This window comes from Micromonospora sp. NPDC047527 (genome assembly GCF_040643015.1).
Taxonomy (GTDB): Bacteria; Actinomycetota; Actinomycetes; order Mycobacteriales; family Micromonosporaceae; genus Micromonospora.
The window spans coordinates 202,211-222,635 of record NZ_JBEYTK010000002.1 but is presented as its reverse complement, the minus strand read 5'-3'; the positions used below and the strand labels follow the sequence as shown (position 1 = coordinate 222,635).

Genomic DNA, 20,425 nt, shown 5'->3' with positions numbered 1-20,425 from the left:
GCGCAGCCTAGCCCGGGGTCAGTTCCCGGTGGGACAGCCCGGACAGGCGCAGCGCGACCTTCCGGCGGGCCGGCGGCACCAGACCGATCAGCCGGAGCAGCACGTCGCGGGCCGGCTGGCGGACGGGGGAGGCACTGGCCAGCCGGGTCAGGTTGGCGGCGAGGCTCAGCACGTCCTCGGCCATCGGACGCTGGCGGGTGCTGTAGTCGTCGAGCAGGGTCTCCGGGCCACCGGCGAACACGTCGGCCAGCGCGGTGCCGGCGGCGACCGCGTCGCAGATGCCGAGGTTCATGCCCTGCCCACCGGCGGGGCTGTGGACGTGCCCGGCGTCGCCGGCCAGCAGCACCGGCCCGGCTCGGTAGGTGTCGGCGATCCGGTGGTGCACCCGGAAGCGGGAGCCCCAGAGCACGTCGGTCACCCGGTCGGGCCGCCGCGCCGGGCCACGTTCGTCGAGCAGCGCCTGGAGATACGCCCGGTCCGGGTCGGCCGGTGCCGTCGGCACGGCGGCGACCAGCCGGACCACCCCGTCCGGGAGCGGCGCCCAGACCAGCGGTCCGGAGCGCGCCAGGAAGAGCGCCACCTCGTCGCACGGCAGCGCACTGTCCACCCGCACGTCGGCGAGCACGAAGGACTCCTGGTCGGTGGGGCCGGTGAAACCGATGCCGGCCGCCTGCCGCACGGTGCTGTGCAGGCCGTCGGCACCGACCACGTACCGGGCGCGCAGCGCCTCCCCGTCGACCTGCGCGAGCACCCCGTCGCCGGTCGGGCTCAGGCCGGTCAGCCGAGACGGCCGCCGCACCCGCACGCCGAGGTCGGCCAACTGCCCGGCGAGCACCGCCTCGGTGACCGCCTGGGAGACCAGCAGCGCGTAGGGGAAGCGGGACGGCAGGTCGTGGAACGGAACCCTCAGCAGCACCCGGTCCCGGTCGCGCACGGTGAAGCCCGGCGACCGCACCCCCTGGGCGACCAGTGGGGCCGCGGCGCCGACCAGGTCCAGCACCTCCAGGGTGTACGCGTGCACGACTGCCGCTCGGGAGGTGATCGGTGGCTCGGCCAGTTGGTCCAGCACTGTCACGTCGACCCCGCGTCGGGCCAGTGTCAGTGCGGTGGCGAGGCCGGTGGGGCCGGCTCCCACCACCAGAACGTCGGTATTCCTGGGCAGCATGGCCACCTCCGGTTCGACCAATGCCAACACTCGTTGGCAAACGCTTGTTGGCAACGTTAGGGCGGGTACTCGTTGAGTGTCAACAGGCGTTGGCATACGGTCGTTGACATGACAGCGCACGCCCACCAGACCCAGCCCCGTCGCTCGGACGCCACCCGCGCGGCGATCCTGCGAGCCGCCCGGGAACGCTTCGCTGCCGACGGCTACGAGCGGGCCACGATCCGGGCCATCGCCGCCGACGCCCGGATCGACCCGTCGATGGTCATGCGCTACTACGGCAGCAAGGAGGGGCTCTTCGCGGCGGCGGCCGAATTCGACCTCCGACTGCCGGACCTGGCCGCCGTGCCGCCCCGGCAACGCGGCGAGGCGTTGATCCGGCACTTCCTCACCCGCTGGGAGGGCGACGAGACGCTGGTGGCGCTGCTGCGGGCCGCCAGCACCAACCCCGGCGCGGCCGAACGCATGCGCGGCATCTTCGCCGACCAGCTCACCGCGACCGTGGCCACCTTCGGCACGGACCCGACGACGACCGCCCGACGCGCCGGCCTGGTCGCCAGCCAGATCCTCGGCCTCGCCTTCACCCGCTACATCGTTCGGCTGCCGCCCATGGTGGACGTGGAACCGGAGGAGCTGGTCTCTTGGATCGCACCGACCCTCCAGCGTTACCTGACCGGGCTGGCCGAGAACTGACCCAACCTTTTACCCCTCCCCGTGCGTCTGCCAGGTGACGCGCACCGAGACGGCCGGGAGGGGGGCGGATGGCACCGACGGCGAACGACGGACGCGACGGCTACCTCGCCTTCGTGGAGAGCCACCAACACCGGCTGCTCCGCGCGGCATACCTGATCTGCGGCAACCGGCACCAGGCCGAGGACCTCCTCCAGGAGGCCCTGCTGAAACTTGCGCTGCGCTGGGCTTCGGTCCGCGACGGCGACCCCGCCGCCTACGTACGGGCCATCCTCTACCGGGACGCGGTGTCGTGGTGGCGTCGCCGACGCCGGGAGTGGCTCAGCGCCGCACCACCGGACCGGGTGACCGTCGACCGCGACGGCGCGCTGCGGCTGACGCTGCACGACGCGCTGGGCCAACTGCCGCCCCGGCAGCGGGCTGTCCTGGTCCTGCGCTACTACGAGGACCTGACCGAGGTCGCCACCGCCGAAGCGCTCGGCGTGACCGTCGGCACCGTGAAGAGCCAGTGCCACACCGCGCTGCGCCGGCTCCGCGAGGTGGCACCGGACCTCGCCCCGGGCAAGCGGCCGGGCCGAGCCCTCTCCGGCGACCTGGCCACCGGCGTGGAGGTGAACCCGTGAACGAGCAGGATCTGCGGCAACTGCTGACCGTCAGCGTCGAGGACATCCGGCCGAGCCAGCCGGCGGCGGCCGGCTGGGAGCGAGCCCGGCGCACCCGACGTACCCGTCGAGCCGTCGGAGCGGTCGCCCTGGCCGTGGTGCTGGTCGGCGGCGGCACGGTGGCCGCCCTGCGCCCGTCCGCCGGGCCGCCGCCGGGCCACCCGGTGGCACCGACCGTCGAGCCCACCCACGCCGGTCCCGTGCAGCACCCACCGGCCGAGCTGACCTTCCCACCCGATCCGCTGGCCCGGCTCAGCAACCCGCCGATCGTGCGGCTGTCCGAGCGGCCGGTCCAGCGGGCGCTGGCGCTGTTCCAACCCGTGGACGAGGAGTACCGCGCGGACGGCCCGGTCCGGGTCCTCGGCGACGACGGTGTGGTGCGCAGTCTCGACGTGGTGACGCTGGCGCCCACCCGGGACCGGGACGGTAACGAGGCGCCCGCCCTGAAGCCGGGCGTGCTGTCGCCGGACGGCCGGTGGGCCGCCTTCGCGCAGACCAACGAGCTGATCATGGTCGACCTGACCAGGGCGGGCGTGGGCCGGATCCCGCTCGACGGCTATCTGGAGTTGGTGGTCTGGGCGAACGACCGGGTGCTGGTCGGCGGCGACGACCGGACGTACGCGGTGGAGCGGGACACCGAAGCGGCGAGCACCATCGACGTGTCGGCGTGGGAGGTCGTCACACCCGACCCGGATGCGGGCCGCGAGGCGGCACTGATCGAGACGAGCGGCCAACGGGACGGCCTGATGGTGCGCAGCCGGACCGCCCGCGAGGGCACCCTCCGCTCCGAACAACGCGTCACGGGTGAGCTGCTGCCGGCCCCGTACCAGGTCAACGAGTTCTACGGCCGGGGGTGGCTGCACGGCGAACGGCTGGCCCAGGCGGCCTGGATCACCAACGACGAGATCGACGGCGCCGAGGGGGTGGCCGTGCTGGACGCCCGGACCGGCGCCGTGGCGCACGTGCTCGACCTCGGCCGGGACCGGGCGAAGGGCTGCTGTCCGGTGCTGGGCTGGGACAACAAGGGTGCCGTGCTGCTCCGCCTGGAGCCGGCCGCCCTGGCGCGCTGGCACCCCGAGACCGGCGAGATCACCGGCGTGGTCGACAACCTGACCGGCGTCCTGGCCCTGGCCGGTTGAGCATCCTCGGACGCTCAACCGGCCGGTGCCGGCGGGACCGTCAGGCGGCGATGCCGCCGGGCTGGTCGCCCTTCGCGACGGGTGCCCGGACCAGGTTGCCCCACTCGGTCCACGAACCGTCGTAGTTGCGCACCTGCGGGTAGCCCAGCAGGTGCCGCAGCACGAACCAGGTGTGGCTGGACCGCTCGCCGATCCGGCAGTACGCGATCACGTCGTCGTCCGGGCTGAGGCCGAGCTGGTCGGCGTAGATCGCGCGCAGCTCGTCGGCGGACCGGAACGTGCCGTCGGAGTTGGCTGCGGACTTCCACGGCTTGTTCACCGCACCCGGGATGTGCCCACCGCGCAGCGCGCCCTCCTGCGGGTAGTCCGGCATGTGCAGCATCTCGCCGGTGTACTCGCCCGGAGACCGGACGTCGACAAGCGGCCGCCCGACGGCGATGTGCGCCATCACCTGCTCGCGGAACGCCCGCAGCGGCGCGTCGTCGCGCAGCGGCACCGGGTAGTCGGCGCGCGGCCGGTTCGGCTTGTCGCGGGTCACCTCGCGCCCCTCGGCGATCCACTTCTGCCGGCCGCCGTCGAGCAGTCGTACGTCGACGTGGCCGAAGAGCGAGAACACCCAGAGGGCGTACGCGGCCCACCAGTTGAAGTTGTCGCCGTAGAAGACGACGGTGTCACCCCGGCCGATGCCCTTGGCGGCGCACATCTCGGCGAAGCTCGTGGCATCGAGGTAGTCCCGGGTCACCTGGTCGTTCAGGTCGAGGTGCCAGTCGACCTTGACGGCGCCGGGGATGTGACCGGATTCGTAGAGCAGCACGTCCTCGTCGGACTCGACCACGACGAGGCCCTCGTCGCCCAGATGCTCGGCCAGCCATTCGGTGGTGACCAGCCGCTGCGGGTCCGCGTACGACTGGAGGCGGGGATCAGGATCGTTCGGCACAGACATGATCCCCAAGGTACGCCGCGATACCGCCCCGCAGCGGGCCATCGGGTGCGACGCGGCGCACGTGAGGGCTGCTCAGGCGCGACGGTGGGCGATCCGGCCCGCGACCACGGTCACCAGGCAGGTGCCGTCGGCGTCGTGCACCGCCAGGTCGGCCCGGCCGCCCGCAAGCAGGTGCGGCGGCACGGATTCGAGCAGCACCAGCAGATCACTCCGGTCGACGGCGGCCCGCAGCGCCGGGTCGGTCAGGTGCTCGGCCAGCACCGCCGTCACCCCGCGCCGCAGCAGCGCGTGCACCCGCTCGCGCGGGGTCGGCGCCGCTGGCAGCGGGGCGTCGTGCACCAGCCCCGGCCCCAGCGTGCCGGGCCAGCGGCGAACCCGCACACCCGCGTACGCCTCGGTCAGCTCGGTCAGCGGACCCACGGCCTCGATGCGGTCGCCACCGACCAGCACCGCGTGGCCCGGCACCGGCTCACCGCCGGGGGTGCGCCGCAGCAGTGGCGCGGTGTGCAGGGTTCGCACGTTCAGTCGACGATCGGCCCGAGCAGCGGACGCTTCGCGGTCACCGTGTCGCCGGACGACCGGCCGGTGAGCCGCCGCTTCACCCAGGGGGCGAGGTACCGCCCCGCCCAGCGCAGGTCGGCCGCGCGGGCGGCGAGCCACGGCGACGGGGCCGGATGCGGCGGAACCATCAGCCACTCCTCGTCGCAGCCCACGCCGAGCGCGTTCAACACCTGCCCCGCGACCCGCCGGTGCCCAGCCGGGGACAGGTGCAGCCGGTCGGTGCTCCAGAGCATCGGGTTGAGGAAGGTGTCGTCGGCGTACAGGTCGACCAGGGTGGCGCCGTGCCGCTCGGCGGTCTCACCGACCGCCTGGTTGAGCAGCTCCACCCGGGGTGCGACGAGGCGCTGGCCGGGGAGTCGGGCCATCACGTCGGCGAACCGGAAGAGGAGGACGTCCGCGCCGCCCGAGCGCAGTTGGCGAACCACGTCGTCGAAACGGGCGACCAGCCTGTCCGGGTCGAAGGTGCGGCGGAGCACGTCGTTGCCGCCGGCCGCGAAGCTGATCAGGTCGGGCTTCATCGCCACCGCGGCGGGCACCTGCTCGGCCACCACGCTCGGGAAGAGCCGACCCCGGATGGCCAGGTTGGCGTAGCGGAAGTCGGGGCCGGCCTCGGCGGCGAGCCGGGTCGCCACCAGGTCGGCCCAGCCCCGGTAGGTGCCGTCCGGGTACGCGTCGTCCATTCCCTCGGTGAAGCTGTCCCCGACCGCGACATAACTGCGCCAGCGCACCCGCGCCTCCCTCACGCCACCCGTTGCCTGCGGCGATCAGTCTGTCACCAGATGCGGCAGTCGTCGGTGCCCCCGGACGGACGACGTGGTGGACGTCATGGGCCGATGCCCATCTCCTCAACCGCACCGACCGGGTCGACCACGACGGCACCGGCGGTCGGATATCCGGCTCGGTAAGGGTCGCGTCGGCTCGCCTGCGGGCCCCACAATGGAGGGCCGGTCACCGGGCCGCGCAAGGGGAGGCCTAGTTGAGTCAGGCAAGCGAGCCGAGCCCCGACGGGCCGGCCCCGGCGACGACCACCTCGCCGCGCACCACCCGGACCCGCCAGATCCGCCTCGTGGGGCTCACTGTCGCGCTGGCCGTCCTGGCGGCGGCCCTGGTCCCGATCGCGCTCGCCGCCGGCCCCCCGACCCGCGACGAACTGCTGGAGCAGGCCGGCATGAAGGGAAAGCAGCAGCTCGTCATCGGGGTGAAGGACGACCAGCCCGGCATCTCCCAGCGCTTCGGCAACAACGTCTGGAAGGGCTTCGACGTCGACATCGCCTACATGATCGCCAGCTTCCTCGGGTTCGACCACTCCCAGGTGCGGTTCCTGCCGATCGAGAGCGAGGACCGGGCGCGTCGACAGGCCCGCGACAACGACGGCTTCGTCACCGTCGACCTGGTCATCGCCTCGTACAGCATCAACGCCAAGCGCGAGGAGGAGGGAGCGGTGTTCTCCTCCTCGTACCTGCACACCGAGCAGTCGGTGGTGACGTTGAAGAGCTTCAAGGGGCAGGTGAGCAGCCTGGAGGATCTGGACGGACGGACGGTGTGCTCGCTCACCACCTCGACGTCCATCCAGCGCCTCGGTGAGGCCGGCGCCAAGCCGACCGGCCGCAACCGCATCAGCGAGTGCATCCAGATGCTGTACGACGGCACGGTGGAGGCGGTCACCACCGACGCGGCGATCCTCGCCGGCTTCGTCACCGGCGACCAGCCGGACGACGACGGCCAGCGCTTCCCGGTCACGCTCCGCAACGTCAAGCCGCTACAGCACTGGGACATCGGCTCGTCCCCGCAGGAGAGGTGGGGTGTCAACACCGGCCCCAACAAGGCGCTGCGTGACCTGGTCGACCTCGCGCTCTACGTCTCGGCCCACGACGAGAAGGACTCGACCTGGGAGAACGCGTACAACGCCAACCTCCGCTGGCAGCAGGGATACAACCTCCCGCAGCCGGTCGCGGAACAGCAGCAGCCCGAGGCGCGAAAGGTGGAGGTGCGACAGTGGCCGTGGGAGAGGATCGCGCTGCCCACCCCGGCGCACCCCGGATCGCCAGCGACCCCGCCGACACTGGCCAACCGCGTCGGATGGCGGGGGCGCGGCAGGCGCAGCAGTGGCTGCTGACCCTCCTCCCCGCGTTCCCCGTCCTGCTCCTGGTGCTGCGGCTGTGGCAGCTCAGCCGCCAGGACATGTCCACCATGCTGCTGCTGGTGCAGTACGTCAGCCCACTCGGCCTGCTCAGCGCCCTGTTGATCGCCCTGGTGTGGGCGTTCCCCGTGGTCGTGCTCACGTTCGGCGTGCTCGGCCGACTGCTCCGACTCAGCGCCCCTGACCGCTTCGACCCGGAGCGCTCGCTGCTGGCCTCCGGAACGGCCCGTACGCCCGGCTGGGTGCTCACCGCGGCGGTCGCGCTGGGCGCGCTCACCTGGCAGCTCCGCTTCCTGCCATCGCTGCTGATGCTCGGGCTCTGGCTGCTCGCGCTGCGCACCCGCTACCTGCACCCGCAGGAGCCGACGCGCATCCTGCTCGTCAGTGTGGCGCTGCCGCTGGCGGCGGCGGTCCTGGCGTACAGCGTGCTGGGCCCGGCGATCTGGTCGGCGGTGCAGGAGGGCGAGCTGGCCACGGCCGCACTGTTGGCGGTGCCGCCCGCCGCCACCGTGCTGCTCACCGGCCCGATCCCCGGCTGGATCGCCCCGGCGCTGACCCACGGCCTGGCGTTCACGGTCGCCGCCGTGCTCCCGGTGGTGATGGGGGCGGTCTTCCTCCGGGTGCCGCTGCTGCCCACGGCCGCGATCGAGGTGGCGCCGAAGGAGGCGGACGCGGTCCACGTCCCCTCCGATGCCACTCCCGTCCCGCCCCCGGCCGGCGAGGCCGGCACGGAGGTGGTGCTCGGGGCGCTCATCACGGTCACCGACACGTCGACGATCGTGCTGGACCAGACCGCCGGCGTGCGTTTCCTGCCGAACGGTCAGGTCCGGTCGCAGGTCCTCTGCCCACAGGCGGCGGCGGTGCCCTACAGCCTGGTGTCGGTGCGCGGCTGGCCCGTGGAGGAGACCGCCCTGGACTGGATGATGCCCCGGCGACCGCTGACCGATCCGGACGTGCGCTGCGCCGGCCGACTTCCCGGCGAAGGGTGATCCCGGGCAACGAATTGGATCGCCGTTTTCGAGGCACCCGTTCTAGGCTGCGCGGATGCTGCTACGCATGTCGACCCTGTTGCTGCGGACCCTTCGCGAGGATCCGGCCGACGCGGAGGTGCCGAGCCATCGGCTGCTGCTGCGCGCCGGTTACATCCGTCGCGCCGCACCGGGCGGCTACACCTGGCTGCCGCTGGGCAAGCTGGTGCTGGATCGGATCACCGAGGTGGTGCGGTGCGAGTTGTTCGCGATCGGCGACCAGGAGGTGCACTTCCCGGCCCTGCTGCCCGCCGAGCCGTACCGGACGAGCGGCCGGTGGGCGGAGTACGGCGACGACATCTTCACCCTCGCCGATCGGCGCGGCGCCGACCACCTGCTGGCACCCACCCACGAGGAGCTGGCGGCGCTGCTGGTCAGGGACCTGGTCACCTCGTACCGGGACTTCCCGCTGACGTTGTTCCAGGTGCAGACGAAGTTCCGCGACGAGGCGCGGCCCCGGGCCGGTCTGCTGCGCGGGCGGGAGTTCCTGATGAAGGACGCGTACTCCTTCGACCTGGACGACGCGGGTCTGCGGGAGGCGTACGCGCGGCACCGGGCGGCGTACCAGCGGATCTTCGACCGGCTGGGTCTGGACTACACGGTGGTGCACGCGATGTCCGGCGCGATGGGCGGTTCGGCGTCCGAGGAGTTCCTGGCGGCGACGCCGGTCGGCGAGGACACCTTCGTCGGCTGCACCGCCTGCGACTATGCGGCGAACACCGAGGCGGTCGTCACGCGGGCGCCGGCCGCCAGCGATCCGGTCGCACAGCCGGCCATCGAGGTGCACGACACCCCCGAGACCCCGACGATCGCCAGCCTCGTGGAGCTGGCCAACGCCCGACGGCTGGGCGGCCGCGACGACTGGACGGCCGCCGACACCCTCAAGAACGTCGTGCTGACCGTGCGCCAGCCAGGCGCCGATCGGGCCGAACCCCTGATGATCGGGCTGCCCGGTGACCGGGAGGTCGACCTGAAGCGGGTAGGTGCCGCGCTGCACCCAGCCCAGGTCGCCGTCTTCGAGGAGTGGGCCGAGCATCCGGAGCTGGTACGCGGCTACATCGGCCCGCAAGGGCTCGACAAGCTGGGCGTCCGCTACCTTGTCGATCCTCGGGTGGTGCCCGGCTCGGCATGGCTGACCGGCGCGAACGAGCCGGGTCGACACGCGACCAGCGTGGTCTGCGGGCGCGACTTCACGCCCGACGGCACAATCGAGGCGGCCGAGGTACGCGCCGGCGACCCCTGCCCCGACTGCGTCGACGGCGAGCTGACCATCCGGCGGGGCATCGAGATCGGGCACATCTTCCAACTGGGCCGCCGGTTCACCGACGCGTTCGCGGTCGACGTGCTCGGCCCGGAGGGCAAGCCGGTCCGGCCCACCATGGGCAGCTACGGCATCGGGGTGTCCCGGGCGGTTGCGGCGATCGCCGAGCAGCACCACGACGACCGGGGGCTTCGCTGGCCGGCGGCGGTCGCGCCGTGCGACGTACACCTGGTGGTCGCGGGCAAGGGGCCGCAGCTCGACGCGGCGCTGGAGCTCGGCGGACGCCTCGCCGCCGCCGGCGTGCGGGTGCTGGTCGACGACCGGACGCACGTCTCGGCCGGGGTGAAGTTCACCGACGCCGAGCTGATCGGCATCCCGCGCAGCGTCGTGGTCGGTCGCCGCCTGAGCGACGGGTACGTGGAGCTGCGTGAGCGGGTCGGCGACAGCCGCGTCGAACTGCCGCTGGAAGGACTGGTGGAACGCATCGTCCACGAAGTACACAGCGAACGTGGGAACCTGGTGTAGCCACCACGTGACGGGGTACCGCAGTTCGATCGGGTGAAAACGTCTTCGGAGGAGCTCATGACCGGTTACCGGGTCAGTGACGTGATGACCAAGCAGGTCGTGTACCTGCCGGCCGAGACCACCCTGGACGAGGCGGCCAAGGTGATGAAGGAGGCGGACATCGGCGACGTGGTGGTCACCGACGGCGCCACCCTCGCCGGCATGCTCACCGACCGGGACATCGTGGTCCGGGCGGTGGCCGAGAACAGCTCACCGGCGGCCACCAGCATCGGCTCGATCGTCACCCGCGAGGTGGTCATGATCGAGCAGCACTGCACGGCGGGCGAGGCGGCGGCGCTGATGCGGGACCGGGGCATCCGGCGGGTGCTGGTCTGCGACAGCGACCGCAAGCTCGTCGGGATCGTCTCGCTCGGGGACCTGGCCATGCAGCTCGACCCCACCAGCGCCCTCAGTGAGATCAGCGAGCAGTCCTCGACCGCCTGACCTGCCGGGGAGGGGCCCTTCCGATCGTCTCGGGTAGCGCAAGGGCTCCCACCCTGGCGGCGGTAGCCTCGACGCATGGCTGACATGCCGGCCCGACTGGCCGAGATCGTCGACGAGTTCGCCGCCGCGCCCCGCGACCTGGTGTTGGAGATGCTGCTGGAGTACGCGGACGTCATCCCGCCGCTGCCCGAGGGTGCCCCCGAGCGCGAGGGCATGGAGCAGGTGCCGGAGTGCCAGACGGCGTTCTTCCTGCGCGCCCGGGTGACGCCGGACGGGGTCGTCGACACGCTCTTCGACTGCCCGCCGGAGGCGCCGACCACTCGGGCGTTCGCCGGGATCCTCGCCGAAGGACTGGCCGGCGCGAGCGCCGAGGAGGTGCTGGCCGTTCCGGACGACCTCTATCAGCGGATGGGCCTGGCGCAGGCGATCAGCCCGCTGCGCGTACGCGGCGGCACGGCGATCCTGGGCCGGCTCAAGCGGCAGGTCCGGGAACAACTGGGCTGATCGGGCGGTTGTCACCGATCATGGAGATCGAGATCTACGCCGACGTCGTCTGCCCGTGGTGCTACATCGGCAAGCGCCGGCTGGATGAGGCTCTCGCCCAGTACGAGGGCGAGGTGACGGTTCGCTACCGGCCGTTCCAGCTCGACCCGTCACCGGTGCCCGAGCCCCGCCCGACGGTGGAGGCGATGGCCGCCAAGTTCGGCGGGCCGGAGCGGGCACGGCAGATGTTCGACCACGTGACCCAGGTCGCGGCGGGCGCCGGGCTGCGACTGGACTTCGACCGCGCGCTGATCGCCAACACCTTCGACGCGCACCGGCTGGTCTCCTACGCCACCGACCACGGGCGGGCCGCCGAGATGGTCGAGGCGCTCTACCAGGCGCACTTCGTCCAGGGCGTCGACATCGGTTCGCGGGAGGCGCTGGCCACCCTCGCCGGTGAGATCGGCCTGGACGCCGGCGACGCACGCCGGTTCCTCGAATCCGACGAGCGCGTCGCCGACATCACCGCCCAGCTGGCCACCGCGCGGGACCTGGGCATCAGCAGCGTGCCGACCTTCGTCCTGGCCGGGAAGTACGCGGTTTCCGGCGCACAGGAGACGCAGACGCTGCTCGCCGCGCTGGCCGAGGTCGAGCAGCGGGAGTCCGCAGCCCACTGAGCCGGCAGCCGGCGCATCGACCGACGCGATGTTTCACGTGCAACGGTATCGACGCCGGTGGCTGGTCAGGCGGGTCTGGCCAGGCCCTCGACGACCTGCGCGCCGGGCAGCGCGCCCAGCGCCGGCCCCGGCAGCGCGAGCTTGCTGTGCCGTACGCCGGACCCGATGATCACATGCGGCGTGGCGATCACCCGCGCGTCGACGAGGATCGGCCACTGGGCCGGCAGCCCGATCGGCGTGATGCCGCCGTACTCCATGCCGGTCAACTCGACCGCGTCGTCCATCGGGGCGAAGCTCGCCTTGCGCACGTCCAACGCCCGCCGGGCCACGCCGTTCACGTCGGCCCGGGTGGTGGCCAGGATGACGCAGGCCGCGTAGCGGACCACACCCTCACGCTTGCCGGCCACCACGACACAGTTGGCCGACACCTCCAGCCCCACCTCGTACGCGGCGCAGAAGGCCGCGGTGTCGGCGAGGTCGGCGTCGATCGGCGCGACAAGCACGTCGTCGACGTCCACCGGCGCCTCGGCGGGCCACTGGGCGATGGCCTCCGCCACCGGCGCGGCGAGCAGGTCCAGGCGGGTACGGGCCGGTTCAGTCTTCAGCGCTCCCATCACGGGTGCGATCCTCGCACCCGTCGCGTCAGACGGCCCGGCGACCTCCGAGCCATCCCACGACGCCACCTGGTCGGGTTGCACCGGGCTGCGACTCAGCTGCCGGACAGGAAGGCGTTATCACGCATGAAGGAGCGGTCACGGGCTGCCGCCAACTCCTCTTCGCGCTGGGCCTTGGCCCGTTGCAGCTCCAGGTCCTCCAACGCGTGCCGGACACCCAGCCGGATCACGCCGTAGAGGAAGACGAAGCCAGCGACATAAAGGATCACGGTGATGACGACGGAGAACATGGCGTCACCGTAAGGCGAACGTGAACCGGTATCCGTCTCATCTCTGCCCGGTTCCCCCGTACGTGTCGGCGAGGTGATCGGCCCAGGTCCGTACGCCGCGCGGCAGGGCCTCGGTGACCAGGCCACCGGCGCGTAGCTCACGGCCGAGCCGGCCGGGAATCCGGACCGGCAGCAGCGGCCGGCGTCCGCCCCGGGCCTCTCGCCAGGCACGGGCCGCCTTGTCGAAGCGGAGCACCTGCGGGCCGCCGTACTCCTCGATGCCGCCCAGCGGGCCGGCGACCAGCCGGGCCGCGAGCCGGGCCGCCACCTCGCCCGGGTCGACCGGCTGGGCGAGCACCGCCCGGTCACCGATCACCGGGCCCAGCCGTGCGCTGGTCGCCAACATGTCGTCCAGGAACTGGTGGAACTGGGTTGCCCGCAGCACCGACCACGGCACCGGCCCGGCCGCGATCACCTGCTCGGCGGCGAGCTTGTGCCGGTAGTACGGAATCGGCACCCGATCGACCCCGACGATGGAGATGTAGACCAGGTGCTGGACGCCTGCCGCAGCGGCGGCCACCACCAGCCGACGGGTGCCCAGCACGTCCACCTGGGGGGTCTTCCCTCGGGGCGAGGACGCCAGATGCAGCACCGCGTCCACCCCGGCCACCGCCTCGGCCAACCCGTCCCCGGTGGCCAGGTCGACCACCACCCACTGCACGTCGGAGGCGGTACGCGACCGCCGGCTCGTGGCCCGGACGTCCACCCCGTCGTCGCGGAGCCGGGCCAGCACCGCCTGACCCAGATGACCACCCGCTCCGGTGACCAGAACCCTCATCTTCGTCCTCCCGTCCCTCGCCATGGCAGATGACGGCGCTCAGGGACGACATGTGACCTGATGTGCGGCGGCTCACTCCACGACTCGCCCCGGCTCATCCCGAGCGCACCAGGTCCAGCACGGTTAACAGCCCGAAGAACGCGATCACCACCTCGTTGACCACCCACGCGTGCCCCTCGGCCCACCGCCGCATATCCATCAGCACCCGGGTCGCCCGATCGCCGAGCAGCAGCAACGCCAGCAGCGGCAACGCCAGCAGGAACACCGTGACCAGAACGAACGGCAGCAGGTGCCACCACGGCAGGTCACGCCGGGCCACGCTCGCACCGACGGCGGCCAGGGTCAGATCGTCGGTGGGTGCCACCACGACGAGCAGCGCGCCCAGTCGCAGCGCCGAGCGCGGGTTCGCGTGCCCGATGCTGCCCAGCCACCGGCCCGACCCGGCCCGGTTTCGGCGCAGACAGACCACCACGGCCAGACTCACCAGCAGGACGAGCACCACCACGTCGATGACACGGCCGCGGTCGGCCCTGCCCGCGACGGCGCTGGCGTCGGCGGCCAGCCCACCCAGCCACCGGGTCAGCAGCCAGCTCACCGTCACTCCGGCGGCCACCACCAGTCCCGCACCGGCGAGGAACCCCAGCGAAGCGGCCCGAGGCCGGTCCGACGACGCGAGGAAGACCGCCACGACCAGCTTCGTCCCGGCGGCCACCACCACGGCCAGTGGCAGGACGGTCAGGAAGCTCATCGCCCGCCATCCTCCCGGCCCGACCGGGCGTCACACCGTCGAATCCGGGTGGATCACCCACCCGGCCGCGTACGTCCGCCCACCACCACCCGGCCGGCCAGCAGCGCACCGACCAACGCCAGACCGGCGGCCACCACCAGGGTCACCGTGTAACTGCCCCGGCCCGGCGCGCTTCCGGCGGCCAGCACGGCGCCGGTGAGCGCCAGCACGGTCGCCGCGAAGAGCGAGTCGCCCAGTTGCAGCGACGAACTGTTGCGGCCCTGCTCGCCGGGGGCGGACAACTCCAGGGTGAGCACCGACAGCGAGGGATAGAGCAGGCCCATGCCCACGCCGGCCGCTGCCCAGCCCAGCACCACCACGGCCACCGGCACCTCTGGCTGGACGGCGAGCGCCACCGTGGCGATGCCGACCGTGATGAAGGTCAGCCCGGCGCGGGGCAGGCTCGCCCGGGAGGCGGGCACCGGAACACGGCCCTGCACCCACGAACCCACCGACCAGGCCAACGCCCCCACGGTGAGGACCAGCCCGGCGGCCGTCGGCGAGAACGCGCGTTCCCGGGAGAGCAGCAGCGGGATGACGACCTCGGCGCCGACGAAGGCCGCCGAGGCCAGGCCGCGCAGGCCGATCACGGTGGGCAGCCCTCGGGCGGCCCGCAGGAACCCGGCCGGCAGCAGACGGGGAGCACTGACCAGCAGGCCGGCCACGGCGAGGGTGACCAACACCAGGGCGGTGACGCCGCGCTGCTGTCCCCCGATGTGCAACAGCGCGGCGCTCGCCCCCGCCCCGCACGCCCAGGCGATCCGGGCCACCGCCCCGGCTGGCACCCGGCTCACGGCCGTACTGCCGAACGACCGCAGGCCGGGGTGGATCAACAACACCGCTGGGACGGCCACCGCCGGCACCGCCAGGAACACCCAGCGCCAGCCCAGGTGCTCGACGATCAGGCCGGCCAGCGCCGGGCCGACCAGCGACGGCACGACCCACGCGGCGGCGAACGCCGCGAAGATCCGCCGATGCAACTCCTCCGGGTACGCCCGAGCGACGATCACGTACAGCGCCACCGAGAGCAGGCCCGAGCCGAAGCCCTGCACCACCCGGCCGACGACCAGCAGACCCATCACCGGTGCCGTTCCGGCCACCACCAACCCGACGACGAACCAGGCCACGCCGTGCCACATCGGCGCCCGAGGTCCCCGCGCGTCACACCAGATGCCGGACACCACCATCGCGACCACGCTGGCGGCGAACGCACCGCCGAACGCGATCCCGTACAGCGCGAGACCGTCCAGGCTGCGCGCCACCGTCGGCATCGCCGTACCGACTGCGAGCGCCTCGAACGCGACAAGCGAGATCAGCGCGACGCTGCCCACGGTCATGGCCCGCAGCCGGGGTGCCCACAGTCCCGACTCCGGCGCAACAGCGGTGGCGGTCACCGGCGGCCCGCCGTCGGATCGTCGGTCGTCCAGAGGGTCGGGGGCGTTCTACTCGGCATGGACCAAGCCTGCGACCTCAACCCGGATTGAGGTCAACCGGGGTGACCCGCCTCTCGCCCCGACGCCGCGCTGCGGAAACTTCCCCTCCTCGCAGGGCATAACGGACGCCACGTCGGGAAGCCAGCCGCCCGTATCCGAGGCAGCGGGAGGGCGAAGATGGCCGACGGCAGAAGCAGCGGCGGTAGGGAGCTGGGTCGGCACCCCTCCGGCCGTACGCCTCGATGACGGCGGTGGGTCGCGCCGCCGGCCGCCTGCTGCCGTCCGTCAATGTGTCGAACCTGGTCGGTGCGGCGTCCCGCACCGTCGGCCCGACCGCGACCCGGCTGGCCCGGCTGACCGGCCTGACCCGCCGCAAGGTGCGCTCCCTGCCCGGCCGGCACCACATCGAGGTGCACGGCGTCTGCCAACCCGGCGGCGACAAGCTGGCCCGGCAGGTGGAGAACGCGTTGGAAGGGCTGCCCGGGGTCGCCTGGGCCCGGGTGAACGCGCCCTCGGGCCGGGTGGTGGTCGCGGTGCGGACACCGGAGCCCGAGCTGCGCGACCTGATCACGGCGATCGAACGGATCGAACGGACCTGCGATCACGAACCCGATCCGGAGGTCCCACCGCCGCACCCGCCCGCGGAGGGGCCGCGTACGCCGCGCACCCTCGGGGCGTTGGCCTCCGACGTGCTGGGGCTGACCATCTCCGCGGCGACCCGGATCCTGCCGCTCACGCCGGTGCCCGGTGAGGTGGTCGGGCTGGTCGGCGCCGTGGACCTGCATCCGAAGCTGCACGCGCTGGCCGACCGGGGGCTCCGCGCCGACCCTCGCGCCGAAGTGCTGTTTCCACTCACCGAGGCGGTGGTGCAGGGCCTGACCGGTGGCTGGATCGGCATCGTGCTGGACGGCGCACAGCGGATCGTGCAGTGGGGCGAGGCCCGAGCACAGTTGCAGGCCTGGCAGCGAGCCGAGCCACGGTTGACCGGCGACCCGGACCGGGCCTGCGCACGGTGGCAGGTCAGCGACCGTCCCCGGCCAAAGCCGGACGGCCCGATCGAGCGGTACGTCAACCGCTCGCTGATCGCCGGCGTGGCGGGCGGCGTGGCGGCGATGCCGTTCGCCGGGCACAAACGCGCCGCCTCGGTCGGCCTTTCCGCACTGCCCAAGGCCCCGGGCAGTGGCCGCGAGGGGTACGCCGCCCAGCTCGGCCGGATCCTGGCCCGCCGCGGCGTGATCGCCATGGACCGCAGCGTGCTGCGGGAGCTGGACCGGATCGACACGCTGGTGCTCGACGCCGCCGTACTCGGCTCCGACCGGGGTGTCCTCACCGACCTGGCACCGCTGCCGGGAGCCGACGTGGACCAGGTGGCGGAGCGGGCGTTCACACTCTTCGACCCGAGCGCACCGGACGGGTCACGGGAGGCCGACGGCTGGCGACTCGGCCCACTGGAGCAGCTGCACGCCGCCGATCCGGGCGACACACCGGACAGTGGCCGGCTGCGATCGTCCGGCGGTCAGTTGCTCGGCCTGGCGCACGGCGACCGGCTGGCCGCGCTGCTGCGCGTCGAACCGGAACCCGCGCCGGGCGTCGACGGCCTGCCGACCGCGGCCCGGCACGCCGGGCTGCGACTGGTGATCGCCGGCCCGGACGATCAGCGGTACGGCTTCGCCGACGCCGTGCTCCCCGGCGGTGACCGGGTGGCCGACTCCGTGCGGACACTGCAACGCGACGGCGCGGTGGTGATGCTGGTGTCCGCGAACCGGGCGGGGCTCGCCGCCTCCGACTGCGGTTTGGGCCTGAGCGGGCCGGACGACCTGCCACCGTGGGGTGCACACCTGCTGGTCGGCACCGACCTGCGGGTGGTGGCGCTGCTCGTGGAGGCGGCCGGGGTGGCCCGACGGATGGCCGGGCAGAACATCCGGCTGGCCCTGGCCGGCGCCGGCCTCGGCACGCTGGGGGCACTCACCGCCCCACCGACCCAGCTGCCCCTACGGTCGCTGGCATCGGTGAACGGCGCGGCGGCGCTCGCCTTCGCCCACGGTGTGTGGCGGGCCGGCCGGGTGCCGGACCAGACGGACACCCCGGCGCCGGTGGAGACAGCCTGGCACCTGATGCCGGTCGACGCGGTCCTGGAACGGCTCCGCACCGGGCCGGACGGTCTGGGCAGCGCGGAGGCGTCCCGCCGGCAGAGCGGGGACGGTACGCCCGGCGACAACGCCCCGTCCGGCGGCCTGCTGCGCGCCTTCGTGGACGAGTTGGCCAATCCGCTCACCCCGGTGCTCGCCGCCGGGGCGGTGCTCTCGGCGTCGTTCGGCTCACTGGTCGACGCCGCGCTGGTGGGCGGCGTGGTGGGGGGTTCCGCACTGATCGGGGCGGTGCACGAACGCAACACCGAACGGTCACTGGCCGAGCTGCTGTCCCGCTCGGCGGTGACCGCCCGGGTCCGGCGGGACGGCACCGAGCGGGTGATCGCCGCGGAGGACCTGGTGCCCGGGGACGTCATCGTCGTCGAATCAGGGGATTCGGTGCCCGCCGACTGCCGGGTGCTCGAATCGGTGGGGTTGGAGGCGGACGAGTCCTCGCTGACCGGTGAATCGCTGCCCGTGGCGAAGACCGACCGACCGGTGGTGGCCGCCGCGGTCGCCGACCGGCACTCGATGCTCTACGACGGGACCACGATCGCCGCCGGCCACGGCACTGCCGTGGTGGTGGCCACCGGCACCGGCACGGAGGCGGGTCGCAGCCTGGCGCTGGTCCGGCAGGCGCCGCCGACGAGCGGGGTGGAGGCCCGGCTCGGCTCGTTGACCAAAGCCGCCATTCCGTTGGCAGCCGGCTCGGCGATCGCGGTGGCCGGCGCGGGCCTGCTGCGCGGCGTACCGCTGCGGGAGACGGCGGCGACCGCCGCGAACCTGGCCGTCGCGTCGGTGCCGGAGGGGTTGCCGTTTCTGGTGAGCGCGGCGCAGTTGGCCGCCGCCCGACGGCTGGCCGAGCACGGGGCCCTGGTCCGCAATCCGCGCACGATCGAGGCGCTGGGCCGGGTGGACGTGCTCTGCTTCGACAAGACCGGCACCCTCACCGAGGGCAAGTTGCTGCTCGCCGGGGTCGGTGACGGCGTCGGCGACCTGTACGCGCCGGTGGACAGGCTGGACGACCGACTCCGGTTGACGCTGGCGGCGGCGCTGCGGGCGACGCCCGCGGCGGCCAACCCGGAGGAGTTGGCGTTGCAGACCGACCGGGCGGTCCGGCGGGGCGCCACCACGGCCGGGGTGGTGGAGCAGACCGGCGCCGCCGGTTGGCGAGCGGCTGGTGGGCTGCCGTTCGAGCCGTCCCGTGGTTACCACGCCAGCGTCGGGGAGACCGACGGTCACCTGTTGTTGAGCGTCAAGGGCGCACCGGAGACGGTGCTGCCGCGCTGCGCGGCCCGACGCACCGACGGTCGTCAGGAGCCGCTGGACGACGCCGGCCGCGCCGAGCTGCACCAGATGCTGGCCGATCGGGCCGGCTCGGGGCACCGGATCCTGGCCGTCGCCGAGTGCACCGTCGACGGCCCGGACGTCACCGACGGCGACGTGCGGAATCTGACCTTCGTGGGCTTCCTCGCCATGGCCGACGGGGTTCGGGAGAGCGCCGCGCCGGCGGTACGCCGCATCCGGCAGGCCGGCGTACACACCATCATGATCACCGGCGACCACCCGGCCACCGCCGAGGCGATCGCCGCCACCATCAGCGAGCACGACGTGCAGCGGGTGGTCACCGCAGGTGAGCTGGACCAGCTGGACGACGAGGCGCTCGCCGAACGGCTGGCGAGCACGGACGTGGTGGCCCGCTGCACCCCCGCGCACAAGGTACGGATCATCCAGGCGTTGCAGAAGTGCGGGCGGACCGTGGCGATGACCGGCGACGGCGCCAACGACGCGCCAGCGATCCGGCTGGCCGACGTGGGTATCGCGCTCGGCAAGCGGGGCACGCCAGCAGCCCGAGCCGCCGCCGACCTGGTGGTCACCGACGACCGGCTGGAGACCATCATCGCCACCCTGGTCGAAGGTCGGGCCATGTGGTCGTCGGTACGGCACGCGCTGAGCATCCTGGTCGGCGGCAACCTCGGCGAGATCGCGTTCAGCGTCCTGAGCGCCGCCGCGACCGGCCGTTCCGCGCTCACCGGACGACAACTCCTGCTCGTCAACCTCCTCACCGACCTGGCACCGGCGCTGGCCATCGCGGTCCGTCCGCCTGCCGCGGACCGCGCCGACCGGCTACTCAAGGAAGGGCCGGACGCGTCCCTCGGCGCGACTCTCACCCGGGAGATCGGGCTGCGTGCGGCGGCCACCACGCTGGGCGCGACAGCCGGATGGACGTTGGCCCGGTACACCGGCCGCCGGCAGCGGGCCGGAACGGTCGCTCTCGTCTCGCTGGTTGGCACCCAACTCGGCCAGACCATCCTGGCGGGCGGCACCAGCCCCGCGGTGCTGGCGTCCACGGCGGCTTCGTTGGGTGTGCTGGTCGTGGTGGTGCAGACGCCGGGGCTCAGTCAGTTCTTCGGCTGTACGCCTCTCGGGCCGGTCGGCTGGACCATCGGAGCCGGGTCAGCGCTCGGCGCCACCTTCGCCAACGGCGCGCTCACCAGGCTGATGGAGAACCTGCCGTCGGCGAGGGACGGGCAGCCCTCGGGCGATGACGCGGAGCCGGCGGCCGGCGACGCCAAACCGGCCGAATCCCAGCGCTGACCA

At 73.0% G+C, this 20,425-nt stretch carries 19 protein-coding genes; 10 read left to right on the top strand and 9 right to left on the bottom strand.

Annotated features, from left to right (window positions below):
- Positions 1-7: 7 nt before the first annotated feature.
- On the bottom strand, positions 8-1,165 hold the full coding sequence (locus ABZ808_RS09840) for an FAD-dependent oxidoreductase (RefSeq protein WP_357003245.1): 1,158 nt from the start codon (positions 1,163-1,165) through the stop codon (positions 8-10).
- Positions 1,166-1,273: 108 nt separating this feature from the next.
- Between ABZ808_RS09840 and ABZ808_RS09835 the strand changes: the two genes are divergently transcribed.
- From ABZ808_RS09835 to ABZ808_RS09825, 3 genes are all read left to right on the top strand, one after another.
- On the top strand, positions 1,274-1,855 hold the full coding sequence (locus ABZ808_RS09835) for a TetR family transcriptional regulator (RefSeq protein ID WP_357003243.1): 582 nt from the start codon (positions 1,274-1,276) through the stop codon (positions 1,853-1,855).
- Between the two features lie 68 nt (positions 1,856-1,923).
- A complete protein-coding gene (locus ABZ808_RS09830; RefSeq protein ID WP_357003241.1) occupies positions 1,924-2,475 on the top strand; it encodes a SigE family RNA polymerase sigma factor in 552 nt (183 codons plus the stop codon).
- The gene (locus ABZ808_RS09825) at positions 2,472-3,653 is read left to right on the top strand and encodes a hypothetical protein (RefSeq protein WP_357003239.1); all 1,182 of its coding nucleotides are present in this window, start codon (positions 2,472-2,474) and stop codon (positions 3,651-3,653) included. Before ABZ808_RS09830 ends, ABZ808_RS09825 begins: the two co-directional genes overlap by 4 nt.
- Positions 3,654-3,693: 40 nt before the next feature.
- Here the strand turns inward: ABZ808_RS09825 and ABZ808_RS09820 are convergent, their stop codons facing one another.
- From ABZ808_RS09820 to ABZ808_RS09810, 3 genes are all read right to left on the bottom strand, one after another.
- Complete coding sequence (locus tag ABZ808_RS09820; RefSeq protein WP_357003237.1) at positions 3,694-4,596, bottom strand: sulfurtransferase; 903 nt, start codon at positions 4,594-4,596, stop codon at positions 3,694-3,696.
- A 72-nt stretch (positions 4,597-4,668) separates the two neighbouring features.
- The gene (locus tag ABZ808_RS09815) at positions 4,669-5,115 is read right to left on the bottom strand and encodes a hypothetical protein (RefSeq protein ID WP_357003235.1); all 447 of its coding nucleotides are present in this window, start codon (positions 5,113-5,115) and stop codon (positions 4,669-4,671) included.
- A gap of 2 nt (positions 5,116-5,117) precedes the next feature.
- Entirely contained in the window at positions 5,118-5,885 is a 768-nt protein-coding gene (locus ABZ808_RS09810; RefSeq protein WP_357003233.1) for an SGNH/GDSL hydrolase family protein, read from the bottom strand.
- Positions 5,886-6,133: 248 nt separating this feature from the next.
- Between ABZ808_RS09810 and ABZ808_RS09805 the strand changes: the two genes are divergently transcribed.
- From ABZ808_RS09805 to ABZ808_RS09780, 6 genes are all read left to right on the top strand, one after another.
- Entirely contained in the window at positions 6,134-7,273 is a 1,140-nt protein-coding gene (locus ABZ808_RS09805; protein ID WP_357003231.1) for a transporter substrate-binding domain-containing protein, read from the top strand.
- Positions 7,237-8,286, top strand: coding sequence for a hypothetical protein (locus tag ABZ808_RS09800; RefSeq protein WP_357003229.1), 1,050 nt, complete (start codon positions 7,237-7,239; stop codon positions 8,284-8,286). Before ABZ808_RS09805 ends, ABZ808_RS09800 begins: the two co-directional genes overlap by 37 nt.
- A gap of 55 nt (positions 8,287-8,341) precedes the next feature.
- Positions 8,342-10,111, top strand: coding sequence for a proline--tRNA ligase (locus tag ABZ808_RS09795; protein ID WP_357003227.1), 1,770 nt, complete (start codon positions 8,342-8,344; stop codon positions 10,109-10,111).
- A gap of 57 nt (positions 10,112-10,168) precedes the next feature.
- Complete coding sequence (locus ABZ808_RS09790) at positions 10,169-10,594, top strand: CBS domain-containing protein (protein ID WP_357003225.1); 426 nt, start codon at positions 10,169-10,171, stop codon at positions 10,592-10,594.
- Positions 10,595-10,669: 75 nt separating this feature from the next.
- Positions 10,670-11,098 (top strand): SufE family protein, encoded by a 429-nt coding sequence (locus ABZ808_RS09785; protein WP_357003223.1) that lies wholly within the window; start codon positions 10,670-10,672, stop codon positions 11,096-11,098.
- An 8-nt stretch (positions 11,099-11,106) separates the two neighbouring features.
- Positions 11,107-11,754: a DsbA family oxidoreductase gene (locus tag ABZ808_RS09780; protein ID WP_357003221.1), complete on the top strand. Its 648-nt coding sequence runs from the start codon at positions 11,107-11,109 to the stop codon at positions 11,752-11,754.
- A 65-nt stretch (positions 11,755-11,819) separates the two neighbouring features.
- Here the strand turns inward: ABZ808_RS09780 and ABZ808_RS09775 are convergent, their stop codons facing one another.
- From ABZ808_RS09775 to ABZ808_RS09755, 5 genes are all read right to left on the bottom strand, one after another.
- Positions 11,820-12,368, bottom strand: a complete 549-nt coding sequence (locus ABZ808_RS09775; RefSeq protein ID WP_357003219.1) for a YbaK/EbsC family protein — start codon at positions 12,366-12,368, stop codon at positions 11,820-11,822.
- 95 nt (positions 12,369-12,463) lie between these two features.
- A complete protein-coding gene (locus tag ABZ808_RS09770) occupies positions 12,464-12,658 on the bottom strand; it encodes a hypothetical protein (protein ID WP_357003217.1) in 195 nt (64 codons plus the stop codon).
- A 37-nt stretch (positions 12,659-12,695) separates the two neighbouring features.
- Positions 12,696-13,475, bottom strand: coding sequence for an NAD(P)H-binding protein (locus ABZ808_RS09765; protein ID WP_357003215.1), 780 nt, complete (start codon positions 13,473-13,475; stop codon positions 12,696-12,698).
- A 94-nt stretch (positions 13,476-13,569) separates the two neighbouring features.
- Entirely contained in the window at positions 13,570-14,223 is a 654-nt protein-coding gene (locus ABZ808_RS09760; RefSeq protein ID WP_357003213.1) for a GAP family protein, read from the bottom strand.
- A gap of 53 nt (positions 14,224-14,276) precedes the next feature.
- The gene (locus ABZ808_RS09755) at positions 14,277-15,656 is read right to left on the bottom strand and encodes an MFS transporter (RefSeq protein ID WP_357003211.1); all 1,380 of its coding nucleotides are present in this window, start codon (positions 15,654-15,656) and stop codon (positions 14,277-14,279) included.
- A 281-nt stretch (positions 15,657-15,937) separates the two neighbouring features.
- On the opposite strand from ABZ808_RS09755, the gene ABZ808_RS09750 reads away from it, so the two are divergent.
- Positions 15,938-20,422, top strand: coding sequence for an HAD-IC family P-type ATPase (locus ABZ808_RS09750; RefSeq protein WP_357003209.1), 4,485 nt, complete (start codon positions 15,938-15,940; stop codon positions 20,420-20,422).
- Positions 20,423-20,425: the final 3 nt, after the last annotated feature.